This window comes from Streptomyces sp. DSM 15324 (assembly GCF_001514285.1).
GTDB lineage: Bacteria > Actinomycetota > Actinomycetes > Streptomycetales > Streptomycetaceae > Streptomyces.
Genome location: NZ_KQ949026.1, coordinates 123,125 through 138,274 on the forward strand (window position 1 = coordinate 123,125; position 15,150 = coordinate 138,274).

A 15,150-nucleotide genomic window follows, 5' to 3' on the forward strand; every position below is an offset into this window, starting at 1 on the left:
GGGGACACCGTTTCCGGTGTCCCCCTCAGGGCTGCTAGTCGCGGGCCGCGGTCAGGTGTTCCGCGTGTTCCTGGAGCGATCGGACGCCCACGTCGCCGTGGTTGAGCGCGTCGATGCCCTGGACGGCCGCGGCGAGCGCCTGGACCGTCGTCAGACAGGGCACGGAGCGGGCCACGGCCGCCGTACGGATCTCGTAGCCGTCGAGGCGGCCGCCGGTGCCGTACGGGGTGTTGACGATGAGGTCGACCTCGCCGTCGTGGATGAGCTGGACGATGGTCTTCTCGCCGTTCGGGCCGGTGCCCTCGGACTGCTTGCGCACGACCGTGGCGTTGATGCCGTTGCGCCGGAGGACCTCGGCGGTGCCCGAGGTGGCGAGCAGCTCGAAGCCGTGGCCGACCAGCTCGCGCGCCGGGAAGATCATCGAGCGCTTGTCGCGGTTGGCGACCGAGATGAACGCGCGGCCCTTGGTGGGCAGCGGCCCGTAGGCGCCAGCCTGCGACTTGGCGTACGCCGTGCCGAAGACGGAGTCGATGCCCATGACCTCGCCGGTGGAGCGCATCTCCGGGCCGAGGACGGTGTCCACGCCGCGGCCGGAGGTGTCGCGGAAGCGGGTCCACGGCATCACGGCCTCCTTGACGGAGATCGGCGCGTCCAGCGGCAGCTCGCCGCCGTCACCGGTGCCCGGCAGCAGCCCCTCGGCCCGCAGCTCGGCGATGGTCGCGCCGAGCGAGATCCGGGCGGCGGCCTTCGCCAGCGGCACCGCGGTCGCCTTCGAGGTGAAGGGGACGGTGCGGGACGCGCGCGGGTTGGCCTCCAGGACGTACAGGATGTCGCCGGCCATCGCGAACTGGATGTTGATCAGACCGCGTACGCCGACACCCCGGGCGATGGCCTCGGTGGAGGCGCGCAGGCGCTTGATGTCGAAGCCGCCGAGGGTGATCGGGGGCAGGGCGCACGCCGAGTCGCCGGAGTGGATGCCGGCCTCCTCGATGTGCTCCATGACGCCGCCGAGGTACAGCTCCTCGCCGTCGTAGAGCGCGTCGACGTCGATCTCGATGGCGTCGTCGAGGAAGCGGTCGACGAGGACCGGCCGGGTGGGGCTGATCTCGGTCGACTCGGCGATGTAGGAGGACAGCCGGCTCTCGTCGTAGACGATCTCCATGCCGCGGCCGCCGAGGACGTACGACGGCCGGACGAGGACCGGGTAGCCGATCTCGTCCGCGATGGCCTTGGCCTCGGCGAAGGTGGTGGCGGTGCCGTGCTTGGGGGCCGGCAGGCCCGCCTCGGCGAGGACGCGTCCGAAGGCGCCCCGGTCCTCGGCCGCGTGGATCGCCTCGGGCGGGGTGCCGACGATCGGCACGCCGTTGTCCTTCAGCGCCTGGGCGAGGCCCAGCGGGGTCTGGCCGCCGAGCTGGACGACGACACCGGCGATCGGACCGGCCTGCGCCTCCGCGTGGACGATCTCCAGCACGTCCTCGAGCGTGAGCGGCTCGAAGTACAGGCGGTCGGAGGTGTCGTAGTCGGTGGAGACGGTCTCCGGGTTGCAGTTGACCATCACGGTCTCGTACCCGGCGTCGGACAGGGCGAAGGAGGCGTGGACGCACGAGTAGTCGAACTCGATGCCCTGGCCGATGCGGTTCGGTCCGGAGCCCAGGATGATCACCGCGGGCTTCTGGCGGGGCGCGACCTCGGTCTCCTCGTCGTAGGAGGAGTAGAAGTACGGGGTCTTCGCGGCGAACTCGGCGGCGCAGGTGTCGACCGTCTTGTAGACCGGGCGGACGCCCAGCGCGTGCCGGACCTCGCGGACGACGTCCTCGCGCAGGCCGCGGATCTCGCCGATCTGCTGGTCGGAGAAGCCGTGCCGCTTGGCCTCGGCGAGCAGGTCGGCGTCCAGGCGCTCGGCGGCGGCCAGCTCGTCCGCGAGCTCCTTGATGAGGAAGAGCTGGTCGACGAACCAGGGGTCGATCTTCGTGTAGTCGAAGACCTCCTCGGGGGTGGCGCCCGCGCGGATGGCCTGCATGACGGTGTTGATCCGGCCGTCGGTGGGGCGCACGGCCTCTTCGAGGAGCGCGGCCTTGTCCCCGGGCTCGCCGACGAAGGTGAACTGGCTGCCCTTCTTCTCCAGCGAGCGCAGCGCCTTCTGGAAGGCCTCGGTGAAGTTGCGGCCGATGGCCATGGCCTCGCCGACGGACTTCATGGTGGTGGTCAGCGTGGAGTCGGCCTGCGGGAACTTCTCGAACGCGAACCGCGGCGCCTTGACGACCACGTAGTCGAGCGTGGGCTCGAAGGAGGCCGGGGTCTCCTGCGTGATGTCGTTGGGGATCTCGTCGAGGGTGTAGCCGACGGCGAGCTTGGCGGCGATCTTGGCGATCGGGAAACCGGTCGCCTTGGAGGCGAGCGCGGAGGACCGCGACACGCGCGGGTTCATCTCGATGACGATGACCCGGCCGTCCTCGGGGTTGACCGCGAACTGGATGTTGCAGCCGCCGGTGTCCACGCCGACCTCGCGGATCACGGCGATGCCGATGTCGCGCAGGATCTGGTACTCGCGGTCGGTGAGCGTCATCGCGGGCGCGACGGTGATCGAGTCGCCGGTGTGCACGCCCATGGGGTCGAAGTTCTCGATGGAGCAGACGACCACGACGTTGTCGTGCTTGTCGCGCATCAGCTCCAGCTCGTACTCCTTCCAGCCGAGGATGGACTCCTCCAGGAGTACCTCGGTGGTCGGCGAGAGCGTGAGGCCCTGCCCGGCGATGCGGCGCAGCTCCTCCTCGTCGTGGGCGAAGCCGGAGCCGGCGCCGCCCATGGTGAAGGAGGGGCGCACGACGACCGGGTAGCCGCCGAGGGTGTCCACGCCGGCGAGGACCTCGTCCATGGTGTGGCAGATGACCGAGCGGGCGGACTCGCCGTGCCCGATCTTCTTGCGGACCTCCTCCACGACCTCCTTGAACAGGTCGCGGTCCTCGCCCTTGTGGATGGCCTCCACGTTGGCGCCGATCAGCTCGACGCCGTACTTCTCCAGGACGCCGTTCTCGTGCAGCGAGATGGCGGTGTTGAGGGCCGTCTGACCGCCCAGGGTGGGCAGGAGGGCGTCGGGGCGCTCCTTGGCGATGATCTTCTCGACGAACTCGGGGGTGATCGGCTCGACGTAGGTGGCGTCGGCGATCTCCGGGTCGGTCATGATCGTCGCCGGGTTGGAGTTCACCAGGACGACCCTGAGGCCCTCGGCCCGCAGGATGCGGCACGCCTGGGTTCCGGAGTAGTCGAACTCGGCGGCCTGGCCGATGACGATCGGGCCGGAGCCGATGACCAGGACGGACTGGATATCGGTGCGCTTAGGCACGCTGGCCCTCCATCAGGGATACGAAGCGGTCGAACAGGTAGGCGGCGTCGTGCGGGCCGGCTGCCGCTTCGGGGTGGTACTGGACGGAGAAGCCCGGCTGGTCGAGCAGCTGGAGCCCCTCCACGACGTCGTCGTTGAGGCAGACGTGGGAGACCTCGGCGCGGCCGAAGGGCGTCTCGGTCACCCGGTCGAGCGGCGCGTCCACGGCGAAACCGTGGTTGTGCGCGGTGACCTCGACCTTGCCGGTCGTACGGTCCTGGACCGGCTGGTTGATGCCCCGGTGGCCGTACTTCAGCTTGTAGGTGCCGAAGCCGAGGGCGCGGCCGAGGATCTGGTTGCCGAAGCAGATGCCGAAGAGCGGGGTCTTCCGCTCCAGGACGGCGGTCATGAGGGCGACCGGGCCGTCGGCGGTGGCCGGGTCGCCGGGGCCGTTGGAGAAGAACACGCCGTCGGGGTTCACGGCGTAGAGGTCGTCCGCGGTCGCGGTGGCGGGCAGCACGTGCACCTCGATGCCGCGCTCGGCCATGCGGTGCGGGGTCATGCCCTTGATGCCGAGGTCGACCGCGGCGACGGTGAACCTCTTCTCGCCGATCGCGGGGACGACGTACGTCTCCTTGGTGGCGACCTCCTCGAAGAGGCTGGCGCCCTTCATGTGCGGCTGGGCCTGCACGCGCGCGAGGAGCTCGGTCTCGGCGCCGACCGCCTCGCCGGAGAAGATGCCGGCCCGCATGGAGCCGCGCTCGCGGAGGTGGCGGGTGAGGGCGCGGGTGTCGATGCCGGAGATCCCGACGATGTCCTGGGCGACCAGTTCGTCGTCCAGGGAACGCCGGGCGCGCCAGTTGGAGGGCACGCGCGCGGGGTCGCGCACGACGTAGCCGGAGACCCAGATGCGGCTGGACTCGTCGTCCTCGTCGTTCCAGCCGGTGTTGCCGATCTGGGGGGCGGTCGCGACCACGATCTGGCGGTCGTACGACGGGTCGGTGAGGGTCTCCTGGTAGCCGGTCATACCGGTGGAGAACACCGCTTCGCCGAAGGTCTCCCCCACGGCCCCGTAAGCACGGCCGCGGAAGACCCGGCCGTCCTCCAGGACGAGTACGGCGGGAGTCACCTTCTTCGCAGAAGCGATTCCCCTGGTGGAGGTCGTCATCGTTCGGCGCCTTCCGTCGTGTTGTTCTTGATCATGGAGTTGATGGCTTCGACCCACTCGGTGTGCTCGGCCGCGTGGTCCGAGCGGAAACCGGAGTCGATCAGCTTGTCGCCGTGCTGCCAGGTCACCACCAGCAGTCCGCCCTCGGTGAGGACCTTGCCGGCGATGCCCTTGCCGAGCAGTGCCTCGCGCAGTGCTCCGGCGGGGACGAAGAAGTCGGTCGCGCCGGGGCGTACGACGTCCAGGCCCGCGTCCGTGAGCGTCAGCTCGACACGGCTGCGGGTGCCCAGGCCGTGCGCCACGATGCGGTCGAGCCACTGCCCCGCGGTGGTGGAGCCGTGGTAGCGGCCGCTCATCGTCAGTCTCGCCGCACCGGGCTCGTCCGGCGCGGCGGGAAGCGGCGGGAGGTCGCCCTGGAGGGTGCCCCGCCACTTCCAGCCCTCGCGCATCAGCCAGTAGACGAGCGCGACGAAGAGTCCGAGGCCGACCACCCAGCCGATGCGCGCGGCCCAGTCGGTCACCTGGGCCGATTCCTTCCCGGCCGCGAGGGCCGTGAGGGCCGGCGCCAGGGGTGCTGAAGATGTCACGTGAGCTTCCCGTCGACGAGCGTGGCCTTGCCCCGGAGCCACGTGTGCGTGACACGGCCCGGCAGCTCACGCCCCTCGTACGGGGTGTTGCGGCTGCGCGAGGCGAAGCCCGCGGGGTCGACGGACCCACGGTATGCCGTGTCGACGAGCGTGAGGTTGGCGGGCTCACCTGCCGAGACGGGGCGCCCGTGGCCGCGCGCGCGGCCGATGCGCGCGGGCGCGGCGGACATGCGGTCGGCGACCCCGGCCCAGTCCAGCAGGCCCGTCTCCACCATGGTCTCCTGGACCACCGACAGCGCGGTCTCCAGGCCCACCATGCCCATGGCGGCGGCGGCCCACTCGCAGTCCTTGTCCTCGTGCGGGTGCGGGGCGTGGTCGGTGGCGACGATGTCGATCGTGCCGTCGGCGAGGGCCTCGCGCAGGGCCCGCACGTCACGCTCGGTGCGCAGCGGCGGGTTGACCTTGTAGACGGGGTTGTAGGACCGCACCAGCTCGTCGGTGAGGAGCAGGTGGTGCGGGGTGACCTCGGCGGTGACGTCGATGCCGCGGGACTTGGCCCAGCGGACGATCTCGACCGACCCGGCGGTCGACAGGTGGCAGATGTGGACGCGGGAGCCGACGTGCTCGGCGAGCAGGACGTCCCGGGCGATGATCGATTCCTCGGCCACCGCGGGCCAGCCGCCGAGGCCGAGCTCGGCGGAGACGACGCCCTCGTTCATCTGGGCGCCCTCGGTCAGCCGGGGCTCCTGCGCGTGCTGGGCGACGACCCCGCCGAAGGCCTTCACGTACTCCAGCGCGCGCCGCATGATCACGGCGTCGTCGACGCACTTGCCGTCGTCGGAGAAGACGGTGACGCCGGCGGCCGACTCGTGCATGGCGCCCAGCTCGGCGAGCTTGCGGCCCTCCAGGCCGACGGTGACGGCGCCGATGGGCTGTACGTCGCAGTAGCCGTGCTCCCGGCCGAGCCGGTAGACCTGCTCGACCACGCCGGCCGTGTCGGCCACGGGGAAGGTGTTGGCCATGGCGAACACGGCGGTGTAGCCGCCGGAGGCCGCCGCGCGCGTGCCGGTCAGCACGGTCTCGGAGTCCTCGCGGCCCGGCTCGCGCAGATGGGTGTGCAGGTCGACCAGGCCCGGCAGCAGCACCTTGCCTGCGGCCTCGACGACCTCGGCGCCCTCGGCGCTCAGGCCGGTGCCCACCTCGGCGATGACGGCGCCGTCGATCAGGACGTCCTGCGACTCGCCGCCGAGCACCTTCGCACCACGGATCAGGATCTTGCTCATGGGTTGTTACTTCTCCTCGGTGGTACGGGCGTGGCTGACGGCGGGTTCGTTGCCGCCCAGGAGCAGATAGAGGACGGCCATCCGGATCGACACGCCGTTGGCGACCTGTTCGACGACGGTGCAGCGGTCGGAGTCGGCGACCTCGGCGGTGATCTCCATGCCGCGGACCATCGGGCCCGGGTGCATCACGATGGCGTGCTCGGGCATCCGCGCCATGCGGTCGCCGTCGAGGCCGTAGCGCCGCGAGTACTCGCGCTCGGTCGGGAAGAAGGCGGCGTTCATGCGTTCGCGCTGGACGCGGAGCATCATCACGGCGTCCGACTTGGGCAGCACGGCGTCGAGGTCGTACGACACCTCGCAGGGCCAGTGCTCCACGCCGACCGGGACCAGCGTGGGCGGGGCGACGAGGGTGACCTCGGCGCCGAGGGTGTGCAGCAGGTCGACGTTGGAGCGGGCGACCCGGCTGTGCAGGACGTCGCCGACGAGGGTGATCCGCTTGCCGGCGAGGTCCCGGCCGAGCCCGGCGTCGCGGCCGACCAGCCTCCGGCGCATGGTGAAGGCGTCGAGCAGGGCCTGGGTGGGGTGCTGGTGGGTGCCGTCGCCCGCGTTGACGACGGCGGCGTCGATCCAGCCGGAGTTGGCGAGGCGGTAGGGCGCCCCGGAGGCACCGTGCCGGATGACCACGGCGTCGACGCCCATGGCCTCCAGCGTCTGGGCGGTGTCCTTCAGGGACTCGCCCTTGGACACGCTGGAGCCCTTGGCGGAGAAGTTGATGACGTCCGCGGAGAGACGCTTCTCGGCGGCCTCGAACGAGATACGCGTGCGCGTGGAGTCCTCGAAGAAGAGGTTGACGATCGTGCGGCCGCGCAGGGTCGGCAGTTTCTTGATGGGCCGGTCGGCCACCCGGGCCATCTCCTCGGCGGTGTCGAGGATCAGGACGGCGTCGTCGCGGGAGAGGTCGGCGGCCGAGATGAGATGACGCTGCATCTGTCAGGCTCCGTAAGGCAGTTCACGAATTGGGGAGATTCCGGGCAGGCGAGGGCATGCCGAGGGGGCGTGCCGGGCTCGGTCCGCTACGGGGTCTGCTTCACACCGAGCAGCACGGTGTCGCGACCGTCCTCCTCGGCGAGCTGGACCTTGACCGTCTCCCGCAGCGACGTGGGGAGGTTCTTGCCGACGTAGTCGGCGCGGATGGGCAGTTCGCGGTGGCCGCGGTCGACGAGGACCGCGAGCTGGACCGCGCGCGGGCGCCCGATGTCGTTCAGGGCGTCGAGGGCGGCGCGGATGGTGCGGCCGGAGAAGAGCACGTCGTCGACGAGGACGACCAGCTTGCCGTCGATGCCGTCACCGGGGATCTCGGTGCGGGCCAGCGCACGCGGCGGGTGCATGCGCAGGTCGTCGCGGTACATGGTGATGTCGAGCGAGCCGACCGGGACCTTGCGGTCGGTGATCTCCTCGAGCTTGGCGGCGAGCCGCTGGGCGAGGAAGACGCCGCGGGTCGGGATGCCGAGGAGCACCACGTCGTCGGCGCCCTTGGCGCGTTCGACGATCTCGTGGGCGATGCGGGTCAGGACCCGCGCGATGTCGGGGCCTTCGAGCACGGGCCGCGCGTCGGAGGTGTGGGAGTCGAGCCTGTCCATACGGAACGGACCTCCTTCTCCGCCTCACGGGACGGACCTTAAAGGACGTCGGGTTTGCGCCATCCACCGTAGCAGCCCGTCGGGACGGCCCTGATCACCCCTATGGAGTAATCGGCCATCGATACCACGGAAGAGTCGGTGTGGACCATTCGGCTTGACGCAGAAGAATCACGCTGCGTAACCTCACAATGAGTTACCAGCCGCGCGGTACGGAAACCCATGCCGGCCGCGTCGACCCAGTGCCGGGGAGCTATATGTCCAGCGAATACGCCAAACAGCTCGGGGCCAAGCTCCGGGCGATCCGCACCCAGCAGGGCCTTTCCCTCCACGGTGTCGAGGAGAAGTCCCAGGGACGCTGGAAGGCGGTCGTGGTCGGTTCGTACGAGCGCGGAGACCGCGCCGTGACCGTGCAGCGCCTCGCCGAGCTGGCGGACTTCTACGGCGTCCCCGTGCAGGAGCTGCTGCCGGGCACCACCCCGGGCGGGGCGGCCGAGCCGCCGCCGAAGCTGGTCCTGGACCTGGAGCGGCTGGCCCACGTGCCGGTCGAGAAGGCGGGTCCCCTCCAGCGCTACGCGGCGACGATCCAGTCGCAGCGCGGTGACTACAACGGCAAGGTGCTGTCGATCCGCCAGGACGACCTGCGCACCCTCGCCGTCATCTACGACCAGTCGCCCTCGGTCCTGACCGAGCAGCTGATCAGCTGGGGCGTGCTGGACGCGGACGCGCGCCGCGCCGTCTCCCACGAGGAGGGCTGAGCCGCTCCGCGGCCCAGCAGAAACGTGCCGCCGGGGTGGCCGGAACCTGTTGGTTCCGGCCACCCCGGCTTTTTTGGGCCGTACGAGCGCCGGAGGGCCCACAGCAGGCGCTGTGGGCCCTCCGGCGTTGGTCGTGACCGCCTATGCCCCGTCCCGGCGGAGCGACGGCTTGAGCTCCTTCAGCCGGGCGAGCAGGCCGTTGACGAACGCCGGGGAGTCGTCCGTGGAGAACTCCTTCGCCAGCTGCACCATCTCGTCGATGACGACGGCGTCCGGGGTCTCGTCGACCCAGATCAGCTCGTAGGCGCCGAGCCGCAGGATGTTGCGGTCGACGACCGGCATCCGGTCGAGGGTCCAGCCGACGGAGTACTGCGCGATCAGCTCGTCGATCCGCTTCACGTGGTCCGCGTAGCCCTCGACCAGCTGCATCGTGTACTCGCTCACCGGCGGCTGCCGGGTGTCGGACCGGGAGTGCCGGACCCAGTCCGCGAGGACCGTGAGGACGTCGGCTCCGCGCTGGTCGCCCTCGAAGAGGATCTGGAAGGCGCGCTTGCGGGCCGTGTTGCGGGCAGCCACGGTTAGCTGTTCACCCGGCCGAGGTAGTCGCTGCTGCGCGTGTCGACCTTGATCTTCTCACCGGTGGTGATGAAGAGCGGGACCTGGATCTGGTGACCGGTCTCCAGGGTGGCGGGCTTGGTGCCACCGGTGGAGCGGTCGCCCTGGAGGCCCGGCTCGGTCTCGGCGACGGTCAGCTCGACGGCGGCCGGCAGCTCGACGAAGAGCACCTCGCCCTCGTGCCGGGCGACGGTGGCCTCGAAACCCTCGATCAGGAAGTTCGCGGCGTCGCCGACGGTCTTGCGGTCGATGTGCAGCTGGTCGTAGGTCTCCATGTCCATGAAGACGAAGTACTCGCCGTCCATGTACGAGAACTGCATGTCGCTCTTGTCGACAGTGGCCGTCTCGACCTTGACGCCGGCGTTGAAGGTCTTGTCGACCACCTTGCCGGACAGCACGTTCTTGAGCTTGGTGCGCACGAAGGCCGGGCCCTTGCCGGGCTTGACGTGCTGGAACTCGACGACGGACCAGAGCTGGCCGCCTTCGAGCTTGAGCACCAGGCCGTTCTTGAGGTCGTTCGTGGAAGCCACGGTTGCGGAATCTCCTGGACTGACGTGGACGACCCCGGGGCACGCACCTCTACAGCGCGAGCAGCTCCTTGGTCGTGATGGTGAGTAGCTCGGGTCCGCCGTCCGCCTCGGGGCGTACGACGAGCGTGTCATCGATCCGGACACCGCCCCGGCCCGGGAGGTGGACCCCCGGTTCGACGGTGACCGGCACGCAAGCGTCCAGTTTACCCATGGCCGCGGGAGTCAACTGCGGGTCCTCGTCGATTTCGAGTCCGACCCCGTGCCCGGTGAGCGCCGGGAGGCCCTGTGCGTACCCCGCGGAGTCCAGTACCTGGCGGGCGGCGCGGTCCACGTCACGGTAGGCGGCACCGGGGGCCAGGGACTCCCGCCCGGCGCGCTGGGCTGCGAAGACGAGGTCGTACAGCTCGATCTGCCAGTCGGCGGGGGACGTACCGATGACGAAGGTACGGCCGATCTCGCAGCGGTAGCCGCGGTAGGCGGCGCCGAGGCAGACCGAGAGGAAGTCGCCCTCCTCGACCCGTCGGTCCGTGGGGCGGTGGCCCGGCCGGCCGGAGTTCGGGCCGGTGGCCACCGAGGTGGGGAAGGCGGGGCCGTCGGCGCCGTGGTCGACGAGCCGGCGCTCGAGTTCGAGGGCGAGGTGCCGCTCGGTCCGGCCGACGAGGATCGACTCCAGCAGCTCGCCGAGGGCCTGGTCGGCGATCTCGGCGCCGACCCGGAGGCAGGAGATCTCCTCCTCGTCCTTGACGACGCGGAGCTGTTCGACGGCACTGCCGAGGTCCGCGAGGCGCAGGCGGGGGGCGACCGAGCGCAGGGCGCGGTGGCGGGCCACCGTGAGGTGGTGCTCCTCGACCGCGAGGGAGTCGCCGCCCTCCGCGGTGAGGATGTCCGCGGCGGCGACGGCGGGGTCGCCGCCGGCGCGGGGCAGGGAGCGCGTCCTGAGCCGTTCGTCGGGACGGGCCTCGGGACGGTCGTCGGGCGGGCCGGGGCAGACGAGGAGGTCCTCCTCCTCGCGTCTGCCCAGCAGCAGGACGGCCGCCCTGGGGGCGGCGCCCGCGAGGTACCTCACATTGGCCGGGCGGGAGATGAGCGCGGCTGTGCTGCCGCCGGCGTTGCAGCGGTCCCTCAGTCGCTTGCGGCGTGACGCGTACCTCTCTGACATGAGTCGAGCGTATGAGGGGTGGGGGTTTTGTGCCGGTTGGGAGGGCCGAGTGGGGTGCGTGGTCCGGTGGGGGTGGTCCCTCACCACTTCGGCGGACTGGCGATCGCCCTCGAGAGGACGTCGTCGAGGACCTTGGCGGTCGAGGGGACGTCGAGGTGGGAGTTGTCGATGATCGGGAGGCCGGAGCCGTACCAGCCGGCCATGCGGCCGTGGATGCGGGCGACCTCCTCGTCGGTGAGGCGGCGGTTGCCGGAGCGCTGGGCGTTGCGGTCCAGGACGACCTCCAGGCCGGGGAGGAGGACGACCGGGAGGAGACCGGGGCCGACGTGGCGCTTCCAGCCGCCGAGGCCGACGACCGGGCGGTCGGGGAAGATCGCGTCGTCGAGGATGCAGGAGATGCCGTTGGCGAGGAAGTTGCGGGCGGCGAAGCCGCAGGTGCGGCGGGCCAGGCGGTACTGGGCCTCCGAGTGGTCGTTCCAGCCGCGCTGCGGGTCGGCGAAGCCCGAGCGGACCCATTCGCGGACGTCGTCCAGGCTGACGTGGGCGGTGGGCACCCGGCGGTGGTCGGCCCAGAACTTGGCGACGCTGGTCTTCCCGGCGCCCGCGGGGCCGATGAGCAGCACCGCGACGGTGGTGGTCGCGAGGTCCGGCCCGGGTGCGGTCGGCGCGACCGCGGGCATCGCGACGGGGCCGCCGGGCGGCAGCGGGACATGACCGGTGACGTCGGTGCCGTGCGGCACGGGCGCGTGCTGCGGGGCCGGGGGCGGCGGCACGGGGGGTACGGGAGGCCGGGGCGCGGGCGGGACGGGCCCGGAGGGCGGCGGGGCGCCGAGGTAGCCCGGCTGATGGTGGGGGGCGCCGCCCGGCTGGTGCGGGGGGCTGCCCGGCTGGTGCGGGCCCGGGTGTTGTGCGGCCGGCGACCAGCCGTCGGCCGGACCGTGCCCCGGCTGGTGGGGCGGCGGCAGCGGAGAACCCACTGCGTGCTGCATCCGGTGCCACTCCGTCTCGTACAGGCAATGGGCGCTGGCTGCGGGGGTGTGCGCCCCCGTTTTCGATTCTGAACGGTACCGCCCCCGGCCGTCGTTTGGTGAACGGCCGGGGGCGGTCCGAAGTGCCCGGTGTGGAAGGGGAATCGGGCGGAAGGGGTCCCTCGGGACTTACTGGCCGACTTCGCCGTAGGCGGCGAGCAGGACGGCCGGGTCGGGGCCCTCCAGGACGGTCGGCTTGGCGAGCCCGTCGAGGACGATGAAGCGCAGCAGGTCGCCCCGCGACTTCTTGTCGACCTTCATGGTCTCCAGCAGCTTGGGCCACTGGTCGTGGCGGTAGTGCAGGGGCAGGCCGACGGACTCCAGGATGGTGCGGTGGCGGTCGGCCGTCGCGTCGTCCAGGCGGCCCGCGAGGCGGCCCAGTTCGGCGGCGAAGTGCATGCCGACGGACACGGCCGCGCCGTGCCGCCACTTGTAGCGCTCGTTCTTCTCGATGGCGTGCGCGAGGGTGTGGCCGTAGTTGAGGATCTCCCGCAGACCCGACTCCTTGAGGTCGGAGGAGACGACGTCCGCCTTGACCTTGATGGAGCGTTCGATCAGTTCGGCGGTGTGCGGGCCGGACGGAGTGCGGGCGGCCTCGGGGTCGGACTCGATGAGGTCGAGGATCGCGGGGTCGGCGATGAAGCCGGCCTTGATGATCTCGGCGAGCCCGGAGACGTAGTCGTGGACCGGGAGGGAGTCCAGCGCGGCCAGGTCGCACAGCACCCCGGCCGGCGGGTGGAAGGCGCCGACGAGGTTCTTGCCCTCGGCGGTGTTGATGCCGGTCTTGCCGCCCACGGCCGCGTCCACCATGGCGAGCACGGTGGTCGGTACGGCGATCCAGCGCACCCCGCGCAGCCAGGTGGCGGCCACGAACCCGGCGAGGTCCGTGGTGGCGCCGCCGCCGACGCCGACGACGACGTCGGTGCGGGTGAAGCCGGACTGGCCGAGCGCCTTCCAGCAGTACGCGGCGACCTCGGCGGTCTTGGCCTCCTCGGCGTTGGGCACCTGGATGGCGACGGCGTCGTAGCCCTGTCCGGCCAGGTCGGCGCGGAGCGCGTCACCGGTCTCGGCGAGGGCCTCGGGGTGGATCACGGCGACGCGCTTGGCCCGGGGGCCGATCAGCCCGGCGAGTTCACCGAGGAGCTGACGGCCCACCAGGACCTCGTACGGCTCGGAGCCCGCGCTGCCGCCGACCCGGATCCGGGTCACCGCCTCACTGCTGCTCATGCTTCCTTCAACTCCAGTGCGTCCAGGGCGGCTTGGGTGACCTCTTCGGGGGTACGGCCGTCCGTCGCCACCACGGCGGTGGCGACCTCCTCGTACAGGCCGCGGCGGGCCTCCATCAGCTCGCGCCACTGCTTGCGCGGGTTGACGGCGAGCAGCGGGCGGGCCGCGTTGAGACCGGTGCGCTGGACGGCCTCCTCGACGTCCATCGACAGGTAGACCACGCGCCGGTCCGCGAGGAGGGCGCGGCTGTCCGCGTCGAGGATCGCGCCGCCGCCGAGGGCCAGGACGCCCGTGTGCTCGGCGAGCGCCCGGCGCACGGCCTGCTTCTCGATCGCGCGGAACGTCTCCTCGCCCTCGTCGACGAAGATCTCCGCGATGCTGCGGCCCTGCGCGGCGACGATGTCGTCGTCGGTGTCCCGGAAGCGCTCGCCGAGCCGCTCGGCGAGCAGCTGCCCGACGGTGGACTTGCCGACGCCCATCGGGCCGACCAGGACGACCAGGGGCCCGCTCATCGGATGTGCAGGTGGTCGAGGTAGGACCGGACGTTGCGGCGGGTCTCGGGGACGCTGTCGCCGCCGAACTTCTCCGCGACCGCGTCCGCGAGGACGAGGGCCACCATCGCCTCGGCGACGATGCCGGCCGCGGGGACCGCGCACACGTCGGAGCGCTGGTGGTGGGCCTGGGCCTGCTCGCCGGTGGTCACGTCGACCGTCCGCAGGGCGCGCGGCACGGTGGCGATGGGCTTCATCGCGGCCCGCACGCGCAGCAGCTCGCCGGTGGTCAGACCGCCCTCGGTGCCGCCGGAGCGGCCGGAGGAGCGGCGGATGCCCTCGGGGGTGGTGAGGATCTCGTCGTGGGCCTTGGAGCCGGGCACGCGCGCGAGGCCGAAGCCGTCGCCGACCTCGACGCCCTTGATGGCCTGGATGCCCATGAGCGCGGCGGCGAGCCGGGCGTCGAGGCGACGGTCCCAGTGCACGTGCGAGCCGAGGCCGACGGGGACGTCGTACGCCAGGACCTCGACGACGCCGCCGAGGGTGTCGCCGTCCTTGTGGGCCTGGTCGATCTCCGCGACCATCGCCTTCGAGGCGTCCGCGTCCAGGCAGCGCACCGGGTCGGCGTCCAGCTTCGCCACGTCCGCGGGGGTCGGCAGGACGCCGTAGGGGGCCTTGGCGGCCGCCAGCTCCACCACGTGCGAGACGATCTCGATGCCGGCCGTCTCCTTGAGGTACGAGCGGGCGACGGCGCCGAGGGCGACGCGGGCGGCGGTCTCGCGGGCGGAGGCGCGCTCCAGGATCGGGCGGGCCTCGTCGAAGCCGTACTTCTGCATGCCCGCGAGGTCGGCGTGGCCGGGGCGGGGGCGGGTCAGCGGGGCGTTGCGGGCGAGGCCGGCGAGGATCTCGGGGTCGACCGGGTCGGCCGACATGACCTGCTCCCACTTGGGCCACTCGGTGTTGCCCACCATGATCGCGATCGGGGAGCCGAGGGTGAGGCCGTGCCGGACGCCGCCGAGGAAGGTGACCTCGTCGCGCTCGAACTTCATCCGCGCGCCGCGTCCGTAGCCGAGCCGCCGCCGCGCGAGATGGTCGGCCACCATCTCCGTGGTGATCGGCACGCCGGCGGGAAGGCCCTCCAGCGTCGCGACAAGTGCGGGACCGTGGGACTCTCCCGCGGTCAGCCAACGCAGCCTGCTCAACGATGCTCCTCAGTGCTCGCGCCCTGGTACTGCCCTACGCGCGTCCTCGCGTACGTCCTCGGCCCGGCCGGGTGCGCGGCTCCGGCCAGCCACCTCGATCCTCCCACGTCCGGGGCACGGATCGGGCGCGCGGTCCATTGGGC

At 71.5% G+C, this 15,150-nt stretch carries 14 protein-coding genes; 1 reads left to right on the top strand and 13 read right to left on the bottom strand.

The annotated features are described in order from the left end of the window. Positions 1 to 34 precede the first annotated feature (34 nt). The 6 genes from carB to pyrR form a co-directional block, all read right to left on the bottom strand. A complete protein-coding gene (carB, locus tag AQJ58_RS14805) occupies positions 35 to 3,343 on the bottom strand; it encodes a carbamoyl-phosphate synthase large subunit (protein ID WP_067250012.1) in 3,309 nt (1,102 codons plus the stop codon). Next, the gene (gene carA, locus AQJ58_RS14810; RefSeq protein WP_067250015.1) at positions 3,336 to 4,490 is read right to left on the bottom strand and encodes a glutamine-hydrolyzing carbamoyl-phosphate synthase small subunit; all 1,155 of its coding nucleotides are present in this window, start codon (positions 4,488 to 4,490) and stop codon (positions 3,336 to 3,338) included. The genes carB and carA overlap by 8 nt, the downstream gene beginning before the upstream one ends. Beyond that, positions 4,487 to 5,077 (bottom strand): PH-like domain-containing protein, encoded by a 591-nt coding sequence (locus AQJ58_RS14815; protein WP_234360054.1) that lies wholly within the window; start codon positions 5,075 to 5,077, stop codon positions 4,487 to 4,489. Before AQJ58_RS14815 ends, carA begins: the two co-directional genes overlap by 4 nt. Continuing rightward, on the bottom strand, positions 5,074 to 6,360 hold the full coding sequence (locus AQJ58_RS14820) for a dihydroorotase (RefSeq protein WP_067250021.1): 1,287 nt from the start codon (positions 6,358 to 6,360) through the stop codon (positions 5,074 to 5,076). The genes AQJ58_RS14815 and AQJ58_RS14820 overlap by 4 nt, the downstream gene beginning before the upstream one ends. Positions 6,361 to 6,366: 6 nt before the next feature. Continuing rightward, positions 6,367 to 7,347, bottom strand: a complete 981-nt coding sequence (locus AQJ58_RS14825; protein ID WP_067250022.1) for an aspartate carbamoyltransferase catalytic subunit — start codon at positions 7,345 to 7,347, stop codon at positions 6,367 to 6,369. An 86-nt stretch (positions 7,348 to 7,433) separates the two neighbouring features. After that, positions 7,434 to 8,000 carry a bifunctional pyr operon transcriptional regulator/uracil phosphoribosyltransferase PyrR gene (gene pyrR / locus AQJ58_RS14830; RefSeq protein ID WP_067250024.1) on the bottom strand — a complete coding sequence of 189 codons (567 nt, stop codon included), beginning with the start codon at positions 7,998 to 8,000 and terminating at the stop codon, positions 7,434 to 7,436. 254 nt (positions 8,001 to 8,254) lie between these two features. Between pyrR and bldD the strand changes: the two genes are divergently transcribed. After that, the gene (gene bldD / locus AQJ58_RS14835) at positions 8,255 to 8,755 is read left to right on the top strand and encodes a transcriptional regulator BldD (protein WP_020128858.1); all 501 of its coding nucleotides are present in this window, start codon (positions 8,255 to 8,257) and stop codon (positions 8,753 to 8,755) included. A gap of 141 nt (positions 8,756 to 8,896) precedes the next feature. Here the strand turns inward: bldD and nusB are convergent, their stop codons facing one another. The 7 genes from nusB to aroC all read right to left on the bottom strand — a co-directional run bounded on the left by nusB (position 8,897) and on the right by aroC (position 15,007). Continuing rightward, entirely contained in the window at positions 8,897 to 9,331 is a 435-nt protein-coding gene (gene nusB, locus AQJ58_RS14840) for a transcription antitermination factor NusB (RefSeq protein ID WP_067250027.1), read from the bottom strand. A gap of 2 nt (positions 9,332 to 9,333) precedes the next feature. After that, entirely contained in the window at positions 9,334 to 9,900 is a 567-nt protein-coding gene (gene efp / locus AQJ58_RS14845) for an elongation factor P (RefSeq protein ID WP_067250029.1), read from the bottom strand. Positions 9,901 to 9,949: 49 nt separating this feature from the next. Further along, positions 9,950 to 11,059, bottom strand: coding sequence for an aminopeptidase P family protein (locus tag AQJ58_RS14850; protein WP_067250032.1), 1,110 nt, complete (start codon positions 11,057 to 11,059; stop codon positions 9,950 to 9,952). An 80-nt stretch (positions 11,060 to 11,139) separates the two neighbouring features. Next, positions 11,140 to 12,048: a Pro-rich N-terminal domain-containing protein gene (locus AQJ58_RS14855; protein WP_067250034.1), complete on the bottom strand. Its 909-nt coding sequence runs from the start codon at positions 12,046 to 12,048 to the stop codon at positions 11,140 to 11,142. Between the two features lie 168 nt (positions 12,049 to 12,216). Beyond that, positions 12,217 to 13,314, bottom strand: coding sequence for a 3-dehydroquinate synthase (gene aroB / locus AQJ58_RS14860; RefSeq protein WP_067250037.1), 1,098 nt, complete (start codon positions 13,312 to 13,314; stop codon positions 12,217 to 12,219). Continuing rightward, positions 13,311 to 13,826 carry a shikimate kinase gene (locus AQJ58_RS14865; protein ID WP_067250040.1) on the bottom strand — a complete coding sequence of 172 codons (516 nt, stop codon included), beginning with the start codon at positions 13,824 to 13,826 and terminating at the stop codon, positions 13,311 to 13,313. Before AQJ58_RS14865 ends, aroB begins: the two co-directional genes overlap by 4 nt. Further along, the gene (aroC, locus tag AQJ58_RS14870) at positions 13,823 to 15,007 is read right to left on the bottom strand and encodes a chorismate synthase (RefSeq protein WP_067250043.1); all 1,185 of its coding nucleotides are present in this window, start codon (positions 15,005 to 15,007) and stop codon (positions 13,823 to 13,825) included. Before aroC ends, AQJ58_RS14865 begins: the two co-directional genes overlap by 4 nt. Positions 15,008 to 15,150 lie beyond the last annotated feature (143 nt).